Origin of the sequence: Cellvibrio sp. UBA7661 (assembly GCA_002483365.1) — a bacterium.
Classification (GTDB): Bacteria; Pseudomonadota; Gammaproteobacteria; order Pseudomonadales; family Cellvibrionaceae; genus Cellvibrio.
On record DLHT01000019.1, the window covers coordinates 15484 to 35626 of the forward strand.

Genomic DNA, 20143 nt, shown 5'->3' on the forward strand with positions numbered 1-20143 from the left:
GGTCTAGTTTACTATTTGAATTAAGGGCGCATCATAGTAATGAACCTGCAAATCAGAGGTACTCATTATGTCTACGAACACTTACCGCACCCACTTACCACACGAACCCTGGAACAAAGGAAAACTGATTGGTCAAAAAGCCCCACTGAAAGTGAGCGACGTATGGGCAATCCGCGTGCGCTTGCAGATCACTCAACGAATCCGTGAATTGGCACTGTTTAACCTTGCCATTGATAGCAAGCTTCGAGCCTGTGACTTGGTTAAGTTGAAAGTCCGCGATATCTGCCACGGTACTCAACTCCTGCATCGCGCCACCGTGATGCAGCAGAAAACCCATCAACCTGTGCAATTCGAGATTACATCCTTGACCAGACAGTCGGTTGAGTCCTGGTTGGCTAAAGCCAATCTTCGCAGTGACAACTATCTGTTCCCCAGTCGCATCCATGATTCGCCGCATATCACAACACGACAATATGCACGGATTGTTCACCGCTGGATTGCGGATATCGGATTGGACACTTCTGCCTATGGCACGCACTCTCTACGTCGAACAAAAGCATCACTCATTTACAAACGCACCAAAAATTTACGTGCGGTGCAAATTTTGTTGGGGCATACCAAACTGGAAAGTACAGTGCGCTATTTGGGAATTGATGTGGACGACGCACTGGAAATTTCCGAGCAGACGGAAATATAGCAATCTACTCACTATGCTGTGAAACGCGAAGGACCGCTTTTGGGCAAATAATTTATCTGTTCTGATCTTTCCAAGGACCGCTTTGGGCACCAAGCAGTCTTTAATTTTATTAATCGCTCCCGTCACTACTATCTGAATTCCCATCGTTATTTTTACCAATTGGAAAATAGGCGTTACCGCCATCATCTGTATTGAGATCATGTTTGCGGTTTTTGCTGAATCTGCGGACAAACCAAATCAGTAGTAATAGGAGTGAGAACACAAACAGCAGGGGAAAGGCCACGCCTTTGATTGTGCTGGGCGACATTATTTCGCTTTGGGAAAACGCGATTGCCATGATGATGAGCAATAGGATTGGTCTGCGCATTTGTACTCCTTGCCACTGGTGGGGGCAGTGGTTTGCCGCGCGGTGGCGCGTTCTACGGTCAATGTTTGAGCGGGGAGATTATCACCAAAATGGCGTTTAGGGCGAATTACGCGACATTATGGCAGGTCTGAGCGGGGTATTGTTATCGATGGCAGATTGAAAAATGTAGGGCAATCAGTGGGTTATGGGGTCTTTTGGGGCAAAGGCGACATTTCGTCGCCTTTATGATGGTTTTAATGTATTCCCCCTATGCCCACCTCCACAGAAATGGCCGCGCTATAAATCGCGGAATAATTCAAAGGAGAGTAAAGGACGCTGTAACTGGTATCACCATAAACTGACTCATGCCCATTGTAGGTTGCGCCAAACGCTTCATCGGGAACAAAGGTGTACTTATCCAACTCAGCCATCATTGATTTTATCGCTTTTTTTTGCATGTTGTCTTTATGCGCAACGTACGAGAGGAATGTTGTGAACGATGCTTTTATTTTATCTGTCGAGTTAGTCTGCTCTTGTTCTTCTGTGTAATAAACCGCTTCGAATTTGTATTCTGAGCAGAATGTATGTTTGATAACGGCAGTAGAACCATCTTTGTACGTTATATGTAAGCGCTTAACAGATTCCCCATTCTCGTTGCTGTCTTGCCAATAGGTATTAGCGATGTTGTTGGCTTTTGGGGTAATAAAATTTAAGTCTTTTGATTTGATGCTGCATTTACTACTGGCGTACGTAGGTGAGCTCATCGCGATAAAAAACAGGAGAGGTAAAAATTTCATACATATCTGCTCAGATTTGATGTTAACGGTAAAAGCATAGATTCTTTTTTGTAAAGGTTAATGTCTTTGGCGTGAGGTGAAATTTCCAAATGCCAACAGCTATTGGTTTTTCTTGTCTCATCAATAAATTTCCTTATGTATCCTTGATTCTCAAGCTCGCGAAGAGTCTTGGTTAATCTGTCTTTATTGAAGTTTTTTGATTTTAATCTGGTAGAGTTAAGCCCAATATCAAATGTGTTTAATGAATTGAAATTCTCGATAGTGACACAGTGTTGAGATGTTTTTTCTCCCTCCTTAAGAAGAGATTCAATTTTTTCTTTCATTAGTTTGGTCGTGGCTTCTTTACTTTTTGATTTGTTTTCCTTGTATACGTCCAATACTGCTTTTCCATTGGTTCCATAAAGATCATATTGTCCGGAAAAATTAAGCTTCGCATTCTTGTACATAATCTCTGCCTGATCCTGCGGTGTGCGCAAGGTTGAGGTAATCACCGCATGAGTCATCTTGCTTTCAATAAGTGCAAGCTTGACTACGTTAATCGCATAGGCCGAAACGATCCTCCTGTTTTCAGGAATGTCACTGGCATAGGTGACATGGGCTTCGTTCAGCATAAAGCTGATGGGTTTAGTGCTTGAGGTATTCGATGTTGCGATAGCGATGGGAGAGGTGGATGTAAGGTGGCGGAAGCTTCTTCCATTCGGATCAATTCGTGCGTCGGGTACAGATATGCCGACGTGGTTTTTTTGGAAGTTGAAAATTGCCTGAACGGTTTTGTTGCCGCAAAGGCCATCGACTTTGAGTGGGAAGGTGTTGCTGGCGTGTTTTTTGGCGTAGGTGTTTAATGCAGTTTGTATAAACATCACATCGTCCTTGATGTTGATTCCGTATCGTCCTACTGATTTTGATATTCCTGTCTTCATATTGCCTCCTTGGCAATTACGCTAATTATTCGATGGTGTGTCTGATTATGAATTTTGTTGCGTGTCGCTGGTCTGACCCTTAGGAGTATATCCTGTCATTTTTGTTGTATTTATAGGTTGTACCGGATTTATGAGGTTTGTCACAATACCTTTTTACGTTGTGCTGCAATAACCCATTGATATTTAAATAGGCCGAATAATGAAATTGTCGCTTGTTGCTGCTGTTGTCCTGATTATTGCCGGTGCTGCGTTATTTTTTTTACCAGCGCTTAATCAATCGCTCTTTATTTATATCAATTCGCTTTTTCCGCATCAGCTTTTTTGGACAGCGATTACCACCATTGGTGAAGGTTCGGTAGCCGGTTGTATTTTTTATCTGTTGCTGAGAAAAAATAACGATGCATTGTTGAAAGGTGCAATTGCAGCGGTTGCCGGGTTGATTGTGGCTAACGGGTTTAAGTATTTATTTGCGGTGCCTCGCCCTGAACATACTGCCAGCTTTGATCAGCCATTTCATTTGTTGGTGGAGCCTATGAGCGTGACCAGCTTTTCTATGCCCTCGGGACATACGATTGCGGCATTTTTATTGGGCACATTGTTATTTCATTTTTTAAAACTCAACCTGCTGGGCAAAATTGCGTTAGGCATATTATTGGCGGCGATTGGAATCTCGCGCATTGCACTAGGAGTGCATTGGCCTGCGGATGTATTGGCAGGAGCAGGGCTGGGAATATTTGTGGCAAGTGTGAGCGCAGGTTTACCGATTCACATAAACAACAAAAAAGGCATTAGGGTTGTTCATTTGCTTTATTTATTATTTGTGGTTGCGCTTGTGCATAAGTATGTTGTTTAGCGGATATCGTTTAAATAGAAGATTGTTTGACACGTTCAAGACAGGATCAATCAGTACCATAGTTAATGACTGTCTCATCAGTAATCCCGAATCAGGAATCAGGAATCAGCGCGAAAGCACACCGCTATAAAGCCATAAGGGATTTGGTGTGTGTTGTTTTATATCCTCAAGTCATTACCCGATTTTTTCTCAGAAAAAATTTTAATAGCACTTCAAGCGGGTGAAACCAGTAGCAGAATGCTATTTGTCACGCGGCTGTTTAGTTTTGTTAACAGCGCTATCTTTCCAGCAAAGCAGATGGGATTATCCTGTCAGGTTGCGTCTCTCTTATAAAAATCAGGTGAACCTGTTATGCCCAATACAAGCTCCCATCATTTTTATCATTTGCTGGCGCGCTGGTTGCCGTTAAAAGATGCGGCCAATTGGGTGCTGGGTGCAGTGATTGATACGCGCGGATCTGTCTACCGTAAAACCGGTGCGCTGATGTTGCTGAGCGATGCCGGTGACCAGTTGGGTTTGTTAAGCGGCGGCTGCCTTGAATCGGATTTATTATTACAAGCGCGCAAAGTAATCGCGCTGGGGAAATCACGCCGCCTGATTTACGATGCAAGCGACGAAGATAATATCGCCTGGCGACTGGGAATTGGTTGTGGCGGCGCTGCCGAAATTGTGTTGCACCCCTGCACAGCACAAAACCAGTATTTACATTTGCCGCAGGTGTTCTCCCATCTGCAACAACAGCAGGCTTGCGAATACCATTTGGCCGTTGATGAAGCGCGCGCAGATTTTAATCCCTGCGCACGCGTATTTAGCCAGCGCCAGCATGGCCGTGTACACGGCCAACAGTTATCAACCTTAATTAATCCCCTTCCGCATTTATTGGTGTTAGGCAGCGGTATCGATTTGATTCCGCTATGCCAATTAGCCAATACACTGGGGTGGCGAGTGACCTTGGCCGATGCGCGGTTACATGATGGAAAACGCGCGCACTTTCCTGCCGATATTGATACCCAGACGGTGGCGGTCACAGGTTTAAGTGATGCATTTTTGCAGCAAGTCGATGCGGTCGTGATTGCGCATCACAATATGGAACTGGATGCAGCGGCGGTTGCCTATTTGGAAACGCGCGAATTATGTAATCCCTACATTGGTCTGCTTGGGCCTGCGCAGCGTAAAGCGCAGGTGTTGGCAATGAAGGGATTAACCGATGCACATCTGCGTTATCCGGTCAGCGGGCCGATGGGGTTGGCACTGGGTGGTGATCTGCCGGAAAGTATTGCACTGTCGGTCTTGGCGGAATGTCATGCGTGTTTATTTGGTAGCAGTGCGCTGCCCTTGGGCGCAGTTGCACCGCGTGAATTTACAACATTGGCAAATCAGGCGGTGAATTCATGAAACTGGATTGCTTAATTCTTGCTGCGGGTAATGCCAGCCGTTTTGGTAGTTGTAAATTATTGGCCGAGTGGAATGGCAAGCCACTGCTTGCCCACAGTATTGCGGCGGCGCGCAAACTGGATCCGGCCGGTATTTATATTGTCGCTGGTGCATTTTATTCCCAACTGCAACAAGCACTGCCCGCGCTGGATACCTCCCCTAAAAAAAATGCGGGTTGTGAAATTCACTTTCTGGAATTTCGCGCGTGGAATTTAGGGTTGGGGCATTCGCTCGCGTTTGGCGTTAAACAATTGCAAAACGCCAATCCGGTATTAGTGCTGTTAGGTGATCAACCGTTTGTCAGTGCGCAGGATTTACAGCGGCTTTATCGCGCATGGTGTGAAAATCCAAAAAAAATTGCCTGCGCCAGCTTTGCCAATACGCTGGGAGTTCCGGCGATTTTCCCGGCCTTTTTCAAAGCGCGTTTGTACGAGTGTCGTGGTGACCGCGGTGCGAAATATTTATTGCAGCGCTACGCCGATCACGTCATTCCCGTCGCTATGCCATCGGCAGAGTTTGATATCGATACCCCGGCAGATTTTACTGAATACTGTAAAAAAATTATCTAACGATTTTTTGTATAGGAGACATGCATGATTTCGCTCAAAATTAATGGCAAAGTCCAACAGTTGGATATTGCCCCGGACACGCCATTGCTGTGGGCATTGCGCGATCACCTGAATATGACCGGCACCAAATTAGGTTGCGGCATGGCACTTTGCGGTGCCTGCACTGTGCATATGAATGGCACGCCGGTGCGCTCTTGTAGTTTGCCGGTATCGGCCGTGGCCGGTGCGGATATCCAAACAATTGAAACCATAAACTCGCCCGCCTTTAATGCCGTGCAACAAGCCTGGCGCGATCTGGATGTAGTGCAATGCGGTTATTGCCAGTCGGGGCAAATCATGTCGGCCACTGCGCTGCTGCAAACCAATAACAATCCTACCGATGAGCAAATCGATGCGGCGATGAGCGGCAACCTCTGCCGCTGCGCAACTTATCACCGCATACGCGCGGCGATTCATCAGGCTGCCGATCAATTGGGGGAGAAAGTCTAAATGAAATTTCTCGAACGCAAAAAAAACCAAACGGAATCCGGTCAGGATTCGCTGGCAGTGTCGCGCCGCCATTTTTTACAGGCGATGAGTGCAGGCGGTGGTTTATTGATTGGCAGTGGTTTTGTCAGTATCAATGCACAGGCTGCCAATAACATTCCGCTTGGCACTAATGCACCACTCGAAAGCAATGCTCCGCGCTTCAATGCATTTATCAAAATTACACCGGATAACAAAGTGATTTTGGTAATCAAGCATTTGGATATGGGGCAGGGCGTTAGTACCGGTTTGACCGCGATTGTTGCAGAAGAATTGGATGCAAGCTGGGAACAAATGGATTGGGAATTTGCACCGGCCGACAACAGCAAATACAACAATGTATTTTGGGGGCAAATGCAGGGAACCGGTGGTTCTTCCTCTATTGGTAATTCCTGGGCACAGTTGCGCGAAGCCGGTGCAGCAGCGCGCGCAATGTTAGTGGAAACGGCGGCAGCGCAATGGAAAGTGCCAGCAGCTGAAATTCAAGTCAGTCAAGGTGTGCTTTCCCATGGTGCGCATAAAGCCACCTTCGGTGAATTGGCTGCAAAAGCTGCGCTCTTGCCCGCGCCGCAAAAACCGATGTTAAAAGATCCCAAACAGTTTCAATTGATCGGCAAAAAAATTCCACGCAAAGACACGTTTGAAAAAACCAACGGTACTGCAATTTACACGCAAGACATCCAATTCCCTGGCTTGCTGACTGCATTGGTTGCCTACCCGCCACAAGTGCATGGCAAAGTGAAAAAGTTGGATGCAAGCAAAGCCAAGGCAGCTGGCGGTGTTATTGCAGTGGTGGAAATTCCACGCGGTGTTGCCGTGGTCGCTAAGGATTTTTGGTCTGCACAGCAAGCGCGCAAACTATTGCAAATAGAGTGGGATCTCTCGGCATGTGAACCCCGTGGCAGTGAGCAACTGTTTAAGGACTGCCACGCTGCGGCAAAAAAATCCGGCATAGTGGATAAAAATATTGGCGATGCAGCCAAGGTATTGGCAAGTGCAAAAAATGTAATCTCGGCTGAATATGAATTGCCCTTCCTTGCCCACACACCAATTGAGCCGCTTAATTGCGTTATTAAATTTGAAAAGCAGTATTGTGAGTTGTGGTACGCCTGCCAAATGCCAACGGTTGATCAACAGCAAGTCGCGCAAACCACTGGTTTAAAAACAGAGCAGGTAAAAATTAATACGCTCTATGCGGGAGGGAGCTTTGGCCGACGCGCATGCCCGGGCGATTACGTGGTGGATGCCGCTGCCATTGCAAAACAATTGCCGGGCAAGGCCATCAAAATGGTATGGACGCGGGAAGATGAAATCCTGAATGCATTTTATCGCCCTATGGCTGTTCACCATTTACGTGGTGCGGTGACTGACGATGGAAAATTGTTGGCATGGCAGCATCATGCCGTTGCGCAATCGCTTTTCCCTGGCGATAAATTGGATGGCAGCATCGTAGAAGGTATCAGCGATACCCATTACGCTATTCCCAATTTATTGGTACAGGGGGCCGAAATGGATATCAAAATTCCTGTGCTTTGGTGGCGTTCGGTCGGCCATTCCGGCAACGCGTTTGTGATGGAAACATTTGTTGATCAACTTGCAAAAGCCGCTAAAAAAGATCCGGTTATTTTTCGCCGTGAGCTGCTTGCCAAAGAACCGCGCGCATTAGGCGTGTTGAATTTGGTTGCAGAAAAAGCCAATTGGACCAAACCACTGGCGCAAGGGGTATCGCGCGGAATTTCGGTGCATAAATCGTTTGGTACCTGGGTTGCACAGGTCGCAGAAGTGCGAGTGAATGCCGATAACACATTTAACGTTGAGCGCGTTGTGTGCGCGGTAGACTGTGGCGTTGCTATCAATCCGGATGTGATTACTGCGCAGATGGAAGGTGGCATTGGCATGGGCTTAAGCGCCGCATTGGGTGAAGCGATCACGCTAAAAAATGGTGTAGTCGAGCAAACCAATTTCCATAACTACCCACTGCTGCGCATCAGCAGTATGCCCAAAATAGAGGTGCATATTGTTCCATCCGCCGAGATGCCTTCAGGTGTTGGCGAACCTGGTTTGCCACCTATTGCAGGTGCAGTCGTTAACGCGTTGTTTGCTGCAACTGGTAAGCCGATCACCAAATTGCCCATTGGCGATAAAGTGTAAATTGATTTATGTAATCTGAAACTTAATAAAAAACGTCGCTCATTGAGCGTAATGCCTTTCAGTTAAGTAACTCATCGTCACTCCCGCTCGCGGGAGTCCAGCGTTAGATCCTAAAACCTATGGATCCCCGCAAGCGGGGATGACGTTCCGGTGACAATATACTGCTTAACTAACTGGCATTACTCTCAATGAGCGGCGTTTTTTATTTATCGATAGTTTATGTTATCGATAGATTATTTTTTCAGATTTTTAATGCGCTCCGGAAAATCACCAACACCAGTTGTGGTGCGTTTAATCGGTTTGATGGTGCCGTCTTCATTGAAATACACATATTCAGCTGCGACATGGCGCTGCTTTTTGTGGCAGCCGGGTGTGTCTAACCAGCGGTGGTAGAACAAAATCCATTGGCCTTGGTATTCAACAATCGAGTGGTGATTGTTGCCGTGTTCCTCGTTCATGATTTCGCCCTGATATTTCCACGGGCCTTTAGGCGATTTGGATGTGTAGTAAGTGAGTACGCGGTTATTTTCCGGCATGGTGAAATAATAAATGCCGTTGCGTTTGAACACCCAAGGGCCTTCCATTTTGGGCTCATAACCACCCATATCCATTTTTTGCAAATCGCCTTTAATACTGAGTAAATCGTCGGCCATTTCAGCGACTTGATAATCGGCATTCATGCCATGGAAATACAAATAAACTTTGCCATCATCATCGATCAATACGCTGGGGTCATTCGCATAGGGCGTGGTCCATAAGGGTTTTCCTATCGCATCTTTAAATGGGCCAGTGGGCGACTCACTTACTGCCACACCAAGCCCCATCCATTTGGTACTTTTTTCCGGATTTACCCGGTCTTTGAAGCCCGTACCTGCGGGGAAAATCAAATAATATTTTCCATTTTTATAAGCCGCATCGGGTGCCCATGCAAAATTATCGGCCCAGGTTAAATCCTTGATCGATAAAATTGGGCCGTGGGTTTTCCAATCCACCAAGTTGGATGATGAAAACGCATACCAGTCTTTCATGTGAAAGTCTTCCTGGCATTCTTCATCGTGCGAGGTATAGAGATACATTTTTCCATCAGGCCACACATGGCCAGAGGGATCAGCAGTGCGGATATTGTTGCCAAAATGTAACGGGTTTTGGGCAAGGCTTGAAGTTGCAGCAAAGGCGCAGCACAAAAACGCGCTAGTGGTAAGGATTTTTTTCATATTCGTCGTCCGGCTATTGAAATAGAGGCGACCGATAATTTTGCCGATTTGTCACCCGGATAGGTTTATATATATCCGGGTTTTTATTTTTATAACAGTAAGGTTAACAAATTTTAGCGTTACCAGACCTTTTTGCTTTGCAAATGTTTGATAATTAAATCAGCGAGCAGCTTGTCATCGTTTGCGGACGGATGCCAATGGCAGCCTTGATAGTCCAGCTCGCTGAAAATAATCGAATCAATTTTCTTGATGCCGTCGGCTTTCAATTGCGCTAATACCTTGCCCACTTGCCCAGCAAGTTCGCCTTCCATTTTGTCCGATGCCATTAATACAAACTGCGCTTTAGGATGCTTGCTGTGCAGGCTTTTTACAAACCCGACGTATTTGGTTACATAATCCTGCTGCAGTTCTGCACGGGTTTTCCAGCGTTCGTTTTCATTTAACTGGGTGGAAAAATCATTGGTGCCCAGGCCAATCACAATCACTTGTGGTTGCCAATTGCTAGCGTAGATGTAGTGATTGGTGTGCAAGGTGAATGGATACAAGCCAATTAAATTTTTATCTGGCGAGTGGCCGTTGTAATTGCGCACAATGCCAAAACCGGATGAGGCGTTGATCTGGTAATCCGCATTAAAATGTTTGCCGACGAGCGGGCCAAATGCCAATTGTGTGTTGGTGGTGTTGAATAATTCGTCATTGGTGCATTCGCGGCTGGGCGATATGTTTCCATAACCTACGGTGTAAGAGTCGCCAATAAATTCAATTTGGCGTTTGCGCTTGGGCAGGGCTGCAGGTTTGTCATCGCTATAAAAACCCAGAAAGCGGCCGCTGCTGGATTGGGTTTCGCTGATTTTTTCCAGGCGCACACGGTGCTTGCCTTTGGTCAGGTTTGGTACCAGGTAATCCGTTTTGCCTGGCTTTTTAATCGCAATAGGCTCGCCTGAATCAATAATCAACTGGAAATTATTTTGGTCGTCATCAAACTTCAGTGTCAGCGAATCGCCTTCAAATGCCGTTTCAAAATACACGCCCGGCCAGGAATATTCGTAGGCTTTTTCTCCGGCTTCATTGGTAGTGACCAATACGCGCCCGCCAGAGTGTGCGGGAAGTTGGGTTAATGCTGCTTGGGCGTATAGGCTTGCGCTGAATGCAATACTTGTCAGACCCATTAAAATACGTGTCAGGTTCATTGTCATTTTTATCCTTTTCATTTTTAACTATATTTTTTTAATTGGGAATTTTGTGTTTTAAAAATTAAAAAACGCCGCAGTTGCGGCGTTTTTTATACAGCAGTTATTATTTTGAGTCTGCAATAATTTTTTGCAGGCCTTTCAGTGATGCCTCTACGCTTTGCATAGGCGACATACCTTCCGGATACACTTCTTGCTCTACCACAAACCACAAGGTGCCGCCGACTGTTTTGTTGGCTTCTATCAAGGCTTTCCAGTCAGTAGTATCTTGACCAAGAATTGGATGTTCTTTGTTACCTTCATCCGGTGCTGCCGCTTTGTAGTGAGTGAGGATGGTGCGGCCAGGATAGGCTTTAACGAAATCAACAGGATTTTTACCAGCAACTTCAGTCCAACCCACATCTTGTTGCAAGATCACAGCGTGGGCCGTGTTTTTACCAATCACATCCCAAGGTGTTTTACCCATTTCACCAAGCATTTCCGGTTTGTGGTTGTGATAACCGGTATGCATGCCATGTGCGTCCAATTTTTTCTGGATGGCTTCCAGCTCGGCTGCGACTTGTTTTGCACCCTCTGCAGTGAATGCGCGTTGATCCATTGGGATAATCAAGTATTTGCAATCGATCGCTTTGTAGAACGCAACGGTTGCATCGAAATTTGCATCATTCAATTTTTCAAACGGCACGTGTGCGCCAGATGCTTTTAATCCGGTTTTTTCCAAAAATGCTTTCAGTCCTTTAGGGTCGTTAGCGTAAGCGCCAAAGTTACCCGCAAATTCCACGCCCTGAAAACCCATGGCTTTCAGTTTTTTCAAGGTGCCTTCAAAGTCGGCAGCGACGTCATCTTTAATTGACCAGAGTTGTACGCTCAGTTGTGGTGAGGTTGGCGCAACATCGGCAGCGAATGTTGAAATGCTAACGCTGGCAATAGCAGCCATAGTAATGGCTTTAATTGTCTTGGATAGTGTTGTCATAGTGGTTTCCTTTGTTATCGGCTGTTTATTGATTGTGTTTGTATCATTACAGTAGTGATGTGGTGATTTAAAAAACGACGCGTGCCGGTTTTTACCGACACGCGCGTTTGTCAGGGTTATATTTTCCCGAGCTTCAACTGCTGCACGGCGTAGTCAGCAGCGCGCGCGGTTAATGCCATATAAGTCAGTGACGGGTTTTGCGATGCGCAAGAACTCATGCTGGCACCATCGGTGACGAACAGGTTGGGAATATCATGCGTCTGGTTCCAGCCATTGAGCACCGATGTTTTAGGATCTTTGCCCATGCGTGCAGTGCCCATTTCGTGAATTGCCAGGCCCGGTGCCCAACCATTCTTGGCCTCGATTCTTTTCTTCACATCTTTCACGCCGATGCCTTCCAAAATTTCGGCTGCGGTGTCAGCAATGTTTTCAAACATTTTCCAATCGTTCTCTGTCAGTTCGCATTCAATGTGCAATTGCGGCATGCCCCATTTGTCTTTCAGTGTGGGGTGTAATGACACCTGGTTTTCATAGCGCGGCAGCATTTCACCTGAGCCGCCCAAGTTGAATGTCCAGCTGCCCGCATTGCGGATATTGTGTTTGTAGTCTGCACCAAAGCCATCCGCTTGGGTGAAGCCATCCCAGCCTTGACGCTGTGCGCTACCGGTCAGCTGATAGCCGCGCAAAAAGTTGGGGTTCATTTCGGTGTAGTTGGTGAAACGCGGCATCACCAAACCGGTTGGGCGGCGGCCGGAATAATATTCGTCGGTAAAACCTTCTACACGGCCAGATGCACCGGCGCCGTAAAGGTGATCCATTAAATAATGGCCGAGCGCACCGGAAGAGTTAGCGATGCCGGTGGGAAAACTTTCACTGACCGAGTTGAGCATAATTTGCGTAGTGCCCAGCGTGGATGCACACAGGAAAATCACTTTGGCGAAATATTCGCGTGTTTCCATTGTCTCGGCATCGATCACCCGCACACCGGTAGCGCGATTGGTTTTAGGATCGTAAATCACACTGTGCACAATGCTGTTGGTCGCAATGCTTAAATTATTGGTCGCTAATGCTGCAGGTAAGGTCGAGCTCTGCGTAGAAAAATAAGCGCCGAATGAGCAACCTTTTTGGCATTCATTACGCGCCTGGCATTGGATGCGCCCCTGTGCCAAATGGTGCGGCGCAGGAACCGACAAATGCGCAGTGCGCCCCATAATTAATTTGCGCGTTTTCCATTTTTTTTCAATACGGGCTTTCATTTCTTTCTCGACCGCATTCATTTCAAACGGAGGCAAAAATTTACTGTCGGGCAAAATGTCCAGATTTTCTACCGAGCCGCTGATACCCGCATGCAGCTCCACATGGTCGTACCATTTTTCAATATCTTTGTAGCGGATGGGCCAATCGACACCGTGGCCATCGCGCGCGTTGGCGGTGAAGTCGTGCTCACTCCAGCGATAGGATTGGCGATGCCACAGCAGGGATTTTCCGCCTAGCTGATTGCCGCGAATCCAATCGAAGGGTTTATCTTTGGGTGTGCTGTAAGGGTAATCTTTATCGTTGCCAAAAAAGTGTTTGGTTGCATCATTAAAGGCATAGCATCTTTGCTGCACATAATGTTGCTCATCCACAATCGCGCTTTCCACTTTTCCGCGGAAGGGCATTTGCCAGGGCTTGATACCTTCACCGACATAATCTTTGCGATGCTCAACCGGGCGGCCGCGTTCTACCATCAACGTTTTCAAGCCTTTCTCGGTCAATTCTTTTGCGGCCCAACCGCCGGTAATACCGGAGCCAACCACAATTGCATCAAAAATTTCTTTGCTTTTAACGATATAAATATTTTTATCCATGGGGATTCATCACATAAAGTCATTCAAAAAAATCAACCGGCTGTTATGCCGACAGTTATCGGTCAATGCGCGTGGGATCAGTAAGGAATTGCCCAGGCCTTGCCGACCTCCTTGAATTTAAAGTTGCCTTTGTAACCGCCGGGAATGGCGAGGTAGGCAAGTTCTTGGGTGGCACCGATTTCCGATGTGTAATAACCAAATGTCACCAACCCTTTTAATTGTTTGAAAAAGGCTCGGTCAGCAGGCGTAAAGCCGTTGGTGGCTTTTTCCATATTGGTCAACAAATCGAATTGTTGATTTTTATCGAGTGACAGGAAGGGTTTTTTGAAATCGTTTTGGGCGCGATCCGCAATGGTTTTTAATCCGCTCACGAGTTGTTGCTGCTCGTCTTTGTCTGCGCAGTAAACGACAAAATGATTGATGAAATCATGCACGCCCGCAGCGATTGCACCGGGGGTGTCTGTAGTGGGGATAATAATTTCGCCCAATTCGCGCACCAGCGCCAATTGGTCGGTATTGAACAAGGTTTTTTTGCTGCGGTTGAAATCGGTCGGCGCGGTAACAGCGCCAGCCAATGCCGATAGTGAATTGGCTGATAAAGCCAAACCACAAAATACCGCCAGCTGTTTAATGGCCGTGCGACGCGATGTATTTACTTCCTGCTCCTGGGATATGGCAATGTCTTCCGCGACTGATGGAATAAGCAGGTTAGGGTTGTTCATTTAGAGCCTCAATCATTATTGTTGTGCTGCACATGGCTGTCAGGCGCGCAGGCAAACACGGGGTGTTGCCCATCTCTTTTAGTTGTTGGTTTTGGCGGTTTTAGGAATGGGTTGCAATCAAGTCTAGTAGGGCGATTGGTTAAGAGGGGTCAATATTTGTAAATTCGTAACCGTTTACATTGTATTTTTATGGGGATTTGATGCGCGCTGGTTGAGCCAATGTTTTATTTGCATCGCAACCCATTGTGGATCGTCCATCGGCAAGTCGTGTCCGGCTGTCGGGTGGTTGTAAATTGGCCATTGGTACTGTTGTGCCAGAGCATGGCTTGCACGTACCGACACCATGCGGTCTTGTTCGCTGGCGAGTATCAGCCCGTGTACCTTGCAGTCGGCTTTGGGTTTAAATGCGGCGGCGGCGCGCAGCATGGTGATAATGGTCTGTCGGGTAATCGGATGCTGTTGTTGTATTGCCAGCCACTGCGTGAGGCGCGCGGTGTAATCGGCATGTTGGTTGCTAACTACCTTTAAAACAAGGCTTTCGCGGGTGTCGGGAGCGGCAACAATTGTCCGCAACAGCGCTGGCCAGGCGGTAGGCCTTAATCGCCACCAAAATGGTTGGTTACCTGCGCTGGAGTTGATTAGCACGAGCCCGCTAATGTCTTGTGCAAAACGTTGCGCCCAATCCAGCGCAACCATGCCACCCATAGAAATACCGATAAGCAATACCGGTGAACTGGGGGGGGTGTGTGAAGATAAAGGCGATGATAAAGCCGATGTAAATTCAGCGCGTGCATGATCCGTCATGGCGGCAATGGAGGTCAGTGCATCGCGTTGGTAATAGCGACCACAGCCCGGGAAATCAATTAAATGTAGTGTGCAATGGTTGCCCAGCGCCGCGCGCAGATAGTCGGGAAATTCCAACCAGTGCCCAGCTTCACGTGCGAGGCCGCGCAGCAAAATGATCTGCATAGTGCTTGCTCCATGAAAAAGGGCATGAAAAAAAGACATGAAAAAATGCGCTGTGAAAAATAATACGGGATTATTGCCAGGCACAGGTTGACGATTGTGTGAATTAAAGACGATTGTTGTGCTGATAGTAATCTTTTCTATACTCGAACGATAACAATGAATAAACGAATAATGGAGCGCCTATGAAAGCGGTCATTTTGGCGGGGGGATTGGGAACCCGTATTTCAGAAGAAACGCATCTCAAGCCCAAGCCGATGATTGAAATTGGTGGCAAGCCGATCTTGTGGCACATCATGAAGCATTACTCGGCGCACGGCGTGAATGAATTTATTATCTGCTGCGGCTACAAGGGCTATGTCATCAAGGAATATTTTGCGAATTATTTTTTGCACATGTCCGATGTCACCTTTGATATGTCCACCAACGAAATGCAAGTGCATCACCATGCCGCTGAGCCCTGGAAAGTCACCCTGTTAAACACTGGCGAACACACCTTAACCGGTGGTCGTTTGAAATACGCCAAAGAATTTTTAAAAGATGAAGACGCTTTTTGTTTTACCTATGGCGATGGTCTTTCTGATGTCAACATCCGCGAATTAATTGCGTTTCACCTCCAACATAAAAAACGCGCAACAGTGACGGCAGTACAGCCACCAGGGCGCTATGGTGCGCTGACGTGCGATGGCAATCAGGTAAAAGGATTTACTGAAAAACCGCGCGGCGACGGCGGCATGATCAATGGTGGATTTTTTGTGTTATCGCCCAACTGCCTCGATTTAATTGATAGCGACCAAACCAGCTGGGAAGACCAACCGTTAAAAGTGCTAGCAGAATCCAATCAATTAATGGCGTTTGAACATCACGGATTTTGGCAGCCGATGGATACCCTGCGCGATAAAACCCAACTGGAGGCATTGTGGGCTTCCGGTGAAGCGCCGTGGAAAACCTGGCAATGATGTTATTCAACGACTGCTTTCGCGGGATAAATATTCTGTTGACAGGGCACACCGGTTTTAAAGGCAGTTGGTTAGCCTTGTGGCTGCGGCAATTGGGTGCAAATGTGACCGGCATTGCCTTGCCGCCCGACACGCAACCGGCGCATTGGGATTTGCTGCAGTTATCGCTAAACAGCCATTTTGCTGACATCAATAATCGCCAAGATATAGCGGCGGTAATGCAGCAGGCAGCTCCCGAATTGGTAATTCATTTTGCGGCCCAGCCATTAGTGCGCGCCTCTTACGAAGACCCCGTCGCCACCTGGCAAACCAACGTGATGGGCACGGTAAATGTGTTGGAGGCTTGTCGACATCAGCCATCCGTAAAAGCCATTGTGGCGATCACTACCGACAAGGTGTACGAAAATGCCGAGCGCGGCGAACACTTTACTGAATCCGATCCGCTCGGCGGTCACGATCCTTACAGTGCATCCAAAGCGGCGTGTGAATTGGTTGTGCAATCTTACCGGCGCAGTTTTTTTTCAAAACAAAACGTATTGGTGGCAAGCGCGCGCGCAGGTAATGTGATTGGTGGTGGTGACTGGGCGCGCGATCGTTTGGTGCCGGATATTATCCGCGCGATGCATGCCGACTCGCCGTTAATGATCCGCCACCCGCAGGCAATAAGACCTTGGCAGCACGTGCTGGATTCGCTTTCCGGTTATCTATGTGTTGCGCAGCATTTGTTAATGGGTGAGGCCGACAAAGCGCGCGCCTGGAATTTCGGGCCGGATCAACGCGATAACAAAACCGTCGCTGATGTACTCGTGCAAATGAAAACACATTGGCCTGAGTTGATCTGGTCAGAAGTGCCGCCGCCCCATGTACACGAAGCGCATTGTTTAATGCTCGACAGCCGCGCTGCGCAAACGCAGTTGCAGTGGCAGCCAGTGTGGAATTTTGCACAAACTGCCCAGCACACAGCGCAGTGGTATCAACAGTTTTATCAGCACAATAATATTATCTCTGCACAGCAGTTGGACTTTTATATTCGCTGTGCACAGCAAGCAGGATTGGTATGGGCCAGCCACTAACAATAAGTGAAACCGCTTTGCCGGGCGTGATGCTGATTGCGTCGCAGCCACATATCGACGAGCGCGGTGCATTTAGCCGATGGTTTTGTTTATCAACATTGCAATCACTGTTAGGTGAACAGTCCATTCGCCAAATCAATCACTCGCTTAATTTGCATGCGGGTACTGTGCGTGGAATGCATTATCAAAAAGCGCCAGAGCCTGAAGCAGTAACCGAAACAAAACTCGTGCGTTGTATAGCAGGCCGTGTGTATGACGTAGTGTTGGATTTGCGTAGTGATTCGCCAACCTATGGGCAACATATCGCCGTTGAGTTGAGTGCGGCCAATCAACACATGTTATTGATTCCTCCGGGGTGCGCGCACGGCTTTCAAGCGCTGGAAGATAACTCGCAGCTGCTGTATCTACACACGCAGGATTACCGTGCTGATTGGGATGCCGGTGTGCGGGTAGATGATCCTGCGTTTGCTATTCAGTGGCCATTGCCTATCCGTTTTTTATCGGAGCGCGATAAAGCATTTGAATCTAAACGGGATAGCGGATTATGAAGTGTAGACATTGTCAGCAATTATTAACTATTCCATTTGCTGACTTGGGCGAGATGCCGCCATCCAATGCGTATCCGCAGTCGCGCGAGCAATGTGCTAGTGAGCGCGCCTATCCGTTGCGGGTATGGGTATGTAATAACTGCTGGCTGGTGCAGACGGAAGATTTTAATCGCGCCGAAGAATTATTTACCGCGGATTACGCTTACTTTTCTTCAACATCCACTACCTGGGTTGCCCATGCCCTGCGTTTTACTGAAGCGGCGATTGCGCAGCTAAAGCTCAATGAAAACAGTTTTGTCATAGAGCTTGCCGCCAACGATGGTTACTTATTGCAGCATTTTGTGCGCAGTGACATTCCTTGCCTGGGCGTCGAGCCAACGAGCGCAACAGCCGATGCTGCGCGAAAAAAAGGCATCGCCATTGTTGAAGATTTTTTTGGTAAGCGTTTGGCAAATAACATCGCTTCGGATTATGGCAAAGCCGATCTAATTATTGCCAACAATGTACTTGCCCATGTGCCGGATATTAATGATTTTGTTGAGGGAATGGCGCAATTGCTCAAACCGGATGGTGTGTGCAGCCTGGAATTTCCGCACCTGCTAAATCTGATTCAACAGCGACAGTTCGATACTATTTATCATGAGCACTATTCGTATTTATCGCTCCATAGTGTGCAGCGTATTTTACGCGCGGCAGGTTTGGTTGTTTATAAAGTAGAGAAATTACCCACCCATGGCGGCAGCTTGCGCGTATGGGCGCGATTGTCTGTTGCTGCGAATGCAGCGCAATTGGTGGTTGATGCAAGTGTGGAAAACATTTTGGCGGAAGAAGTATTGCGTGATATGACCAGTGTAAAAGGTTACGCCGATTTCCAATCAATCATCACCGACGTCGTCGATCGCTTTGTGGCGTTTTTACAACAGGCTCACGCTGATAATAAAGTGGTGGTTGCCTATGGTGCAGCTGCCAAAGGAAATACTTTTTTAAATTATGCGCACATTGGCACCGGGTTGATATCTGCTGTTTTTGATGCCGCAGCATCCAAGCAAGGAAAGTTTTTGCCCGGCAGCCACATCCCCATATTATCACCGGCACAAATGGCGGAATATAATCCGGATTACGTGGTGATCCTGCCGTGGAACTTGCGCGAGGAAATTGCTGCGCAGCTAAAACCACAGGTTAAGTCTGGCTGCAAATTTGTTACTGCAATTCCTGAGCTGCTTATTAATTGACTGTTGTATAAAAATTTAGAGAGAAGGTTTTTATGAGCAATGATCCACGTGATATCAACGGCGATAAACTGAAAAAAGCCTTATGGTTATTGGGGAGAAACCCGGAGCTGAAGCAAGCGTTCATCGAATGGATGTTAAAGGCAGAAAAGTCCATTAATTACAGCCAAGGTTCTATTCGCGAAGATATTACGGGGCCTATAGTCGATGCACTTCATAGTGAAACGGATGAGTACCAAAAAGAATTGTCTGATGGCACGCTGTTTACTTTTTTATTCAGGACAAAGATCGCGCGCGATTTTTTAATGTCTGATCAGGAAAAACCCAATCATGTATGGGAGCCACAAACGACCAAGCTCCTATTAATGTTGGTCAAAGCAACCAAGGGCGATGTGTTAGTGGGCGGAGCTTATTTTGGTGACCAGGCAATTTTATTGGCGAAAGCTATTCAGGCTGAAGGCCGTTGGCTGCACGGTTTTGAGCCTAATAGTGATCAGGCTGGAATGTTTGCAAGAAATGTCAGTTTAAATCAATTAACTAATGTAAAAATTAATAAGTTAGGGCTCTGGTCATCAAGCAGTGTGAAATTAAAATTGGATGGTTTTGATTCTTTTGCCAATGCAATAGAGGCCAGCGAAAGTGAGGATGGGTTTCAAACAATTACGATCGATGAGTATGTTGCCAGTCAGCCATGTCAACTCAGTCTGATTCATCTTGATATAGAGGGTGCTGAACTTGCTGCACTAAAAGGTGCAGCGCATACTATCGCAACGTCCAAACCGGATATTGTATTTGAGGTTCACCGTTCGTATGTCGATTGGAGTAATGGTTTGGAGAACACCGAGATCTGCAAATATCTCCTCCAGTTTGGATATCACATTTTTGCGATCCGGGATTTTAATACCCATATTGATATGAAGGGTTATCCGGTTGAGCTAATCCCTGTCAGTGATGTATACCTTGAGGGGCCGCCACATGGGTTTAATATGTTGGCTATACACGATGTCAGCAGGATCAATTCTTCTGACTATCTTGTGGTAAAAAATGTAAGCCCAAAATTATTGCTGCACAAAGACCCTCAATTACATCACCCCTCTTATGGCTTTAACGTTTCCTGAGTGCGGTTG

20 protein-coding genes are annotated in these 20143 nt (G+C 47.1%); 11 read left to right on the top strand and 9 right to left on the bottom strand.

What is annotated here, in order from left to right:
• Positions 1 to 67 precede the first annotated feature (67 nt).
• The gene (locus B2739_RS17480; protein WP_331347120.1) at positions 68 to 697 is read left to right on the top strand and encodes a tyrosine-type recombinase/integrase; all 630 of its coding nucleotides are present in this window, start codon (positions 68 to 70) and stop codon (positions 695 to 697) included.
• 109 nt (positions 698 to 806) lie between these two features.
• On the opposite strand, the gene B2739_RS17485 is transcribed toward B2739_RS17480, so the two are convergent.
• The 3 genes from B2739_RS17485 to B2739_RS17495 form a co-directional block, all read right to left on the bottom strand.
• Positions 807 to 1064: a hypothetical protein gene (locus B2739_RS17485; RefSeq protein ID WP_331347121.1), complete on the bottom strand. Its 258-nt coding sequence runs from the start codon at positions 1062 to 1064 to the stop codon at positions 807 to 809.
• A gap of 233 nt (positions 1065 to 1297) precedes the next feature.
• Positions 1298 to 1840, bottom strand: a complete 543-nt coding sequence (locus tag B2739_RS17490) for a hypothetical protein (protein ID WP_331347122.1) — start codon at positions 1838 to 1840, stop codon at positions 1298 to 1300.
• The gene (locus B2739_RS17495) at positions 1837 to 2760 is read right to left on the bottom strand and encodes a peptidoglycan-binding protein (protein ID WP_331347123.1); all 924 of its coding nucleotides are present in this window, start codon (positions 2758 to 2760) and stop codon (positions 1837 to 1839) included. The genes B2739_RS17490 and B2739_RS17495 overlap by 4 nt, the downstream gene beginning before the upstream one ends.
• A gap of 199 nt (positions 2761 to 2959) precedes the next feature.
• On the opposite strand from B2739_RS17495, the gene B2739_RS17500 reads away from it, so the two are divergent.
• From B2739_RS17500 to B2739_RS17520, 5 genes are all read left to right on the top strand, one after another.
• Positions 2960 to 3613: a phosphatase PAP2 family protein gene (locus B2739_RS17500; protein WP_331347124.1), complete on the top strand. Its 654-nt coding sequence runs from the start codon at positions 2960 to 2962 to the stop codon at positions 3611 to 3613.
• Positions 3614 to 3964: 351 nt separating this feature from the next.
• Entirely contained in the window at positions 3965 to 5008 is a 1044-nt protein-coding gene (locus tag B2739_RS17505; RefSeq protein ID WP_331347125.1) for an XdhC family protein, read from the top strand.
• Complete coding sequence (locus B2739_RS17510; protein ID WP_331347126.1) at positions 5005 to 5616, top strand: nucleotidyltransferase family protein; 612 nt, start codon at positions 5005 to 5007, stop codon at positions 5614 to 5616. Before B2739_RS17505 ends, B2739_RS17510 begins: the two co-directional genes overlap by 4 nt.
• Before the next feature lie 24 nt (positions 5617 to 5640).
• A complete protein-coding gene (locus B2739_RS17515; protein ID WP_331347127.1) occupies positions 5641 to 6105 on the top strand; it encodes a (2Fe-2S)-binding protein in 465 nt (154 codons plus the stop codon).
• Positions 6106 to 8292: a xanthine dehydrogenase family protein molybdopterin-binding subunit gene (locus tag B2739_RS17520; protein WP_331347128.1), complete on the top strand. Its 2187-nt coding sequence runs from the start codon at positions 6106 to 6108 to the stop codon at positions 8290 to 8292. It begins immediately after the preceding gene.
• 233 nt (positions 8293 to 8525) lie between these two features.
• Here the strand turns inward: B2739_RS17520 and B2739_RS17525 are convergent, their stop codons facing one another.
• From B2739_RS17525 to B2739_RS17550, 6 genes are all read right to left on the bottom strand, one after another.
• Positions 8526 to 9506 (bottom strand): family 43 glycosylhydrolase, encoded by a 981-nt coding sequence (locus B2739_RS17525; protein ID WP_331347129.1) that lies wholly within the window; start codon positions 9504 to 9506, stop codon positions 8526 to 8528.
• 119 nt (positions 9507 to 9625) lie between these two features.
• The gene (locus tag B2739_RS17530) at positions 9626 to 10702 is read right to left on the bottom strand and encodes an SGNH/GDSL hydrolase family protein (RefSeq protein WP_331347130.1); all 1077 of its coding nucleotides are present in this window, start codon (positions 10700 to 10702) and stop codon (positions 9626 to 9628) included.
• Positions 10703 to 10802: 100 nt separating this feature from the next.
• Positions 10803 to 11669: a sugar phosphate isomerase/epimerase gene (locus B2739_RS17535; RefSeq protein ID WP_331347131.1), complete on the bottom strand. Its 867-nt coding sequence runs from the start codon at positions 11667 to 11669 to the stop codon at positions 10803 to 10805.
• A 116-nt stretch (positions 11670 to 11785) separates the two neighbouring features.
• Positions 11786 to 13519, bottom strand: a complete 1734-nt coding sequence (locus tag B2739_RS17540) for a GMC family oxidoreductase (RefSeq protein ID WP_331347132.1) — start codon at positions 13517 to 13519, stop codon at positions 11786 to 11788.
• Between the two features lie 77 nt (positions 13520 to 13596).
• Positions 13597 to 14241, bottom strand: coding sequence for a gluconate 2-dehydrogenase subunit 3 family protein (locus B2739_RS17545; RefSeq protein ID WP_331347133.1), 645 nt, complete (start codon positions 14239 to 14241; stop codon positions 13597 to 13599).
• Between the two features lie 174 nt (positions 14242 to 14415).
• Complete coding sequence (locus tag B2739_RS17550; RefSeq protein WP_331347134.1) at positions 14416 to 15210, bottom strand: alpha/beta hydrolase; 795 nt, start codon at positions 15208 to 15210, stop codon at positions 14416 to 14418.
• Positions 15211 to 15392: 182 nt separating this feature from the next.
• Here B2739_RS17550 and rfbF point away from each other — a divergent pair, with 182 nt between their 5' ends.
• From rfbF to B2739_RS17575, 5 genes are all read left to right on the top strand, one after another.
• Positions 15393 to 16166 carry a glucose-1-phosphate cytidylyltransferase gene (rfbF, locus tag B2739_RS17555; protein ID WP_331347135.1) on the top strand — a complete coding sequence of 258 codons (774 nt, stop codon included), beginning with the start codon at positions 15393 to 15395 and terminating at the stop codon, positions 16164 to 16166.
• Positions 16163 to 17239: a CDP-glucose 4,6-dehydratase gene (rfbG, locus tag B2739_RS17560; RefSeq protein ID WP_331347136.1), complete on the top strand. Its 1077-nt coding sequence runs from the start codon at positions 16163 to 16165 to the stop codon at positions 17237 to 17239. The genes rfbF and rfbG overlap by 4 nt, the downstream gene beginning before the upstream one ends.
• Positions 17224 to 17787: a dTDP-4-dehydrorhamnose 3,5-epimerase family protein gene (locus B2739_RS17565; protein ID WP_331347137.1), complete on the top strand. Its 564-nt coding sequence runs from the start codon at positions 17224 to 17226 to the stop codon at positions 17785 to 17787. The genes rfbG and B2739_RS17565 overlap by 16 nt, the downstream gene beginning before the upstream one ends.
• Complete coding sequence (locus B2739_RS17570) at positions 17784 to 19019, top strand: class I SAM-dependent methyltransferase (RefSeq protein ID WP_331347138.1); 1236 nt, start codon at positions 17784 to 17786, stop codon at positions 19017 to 19019. The genes B2739_RS17565 and B2739_RS17570 overlap by 4 nt, the downstream gene beginning before the upstream one ends.
• Positions 19020 to 19150: 131 nt before the next feature.
• Positions 19151 to 20134, top strand: a complete 984-nt coding sequence (locus B2739_RS17575; protein ID WP_331347139.1) for an FkbM family methyltransferase — start codon at positions 19151 to 19153, stop codon at positions 20132 to 20134.
• Positions 20135 to 20143 lie beyond the last annotated feature (9 nt).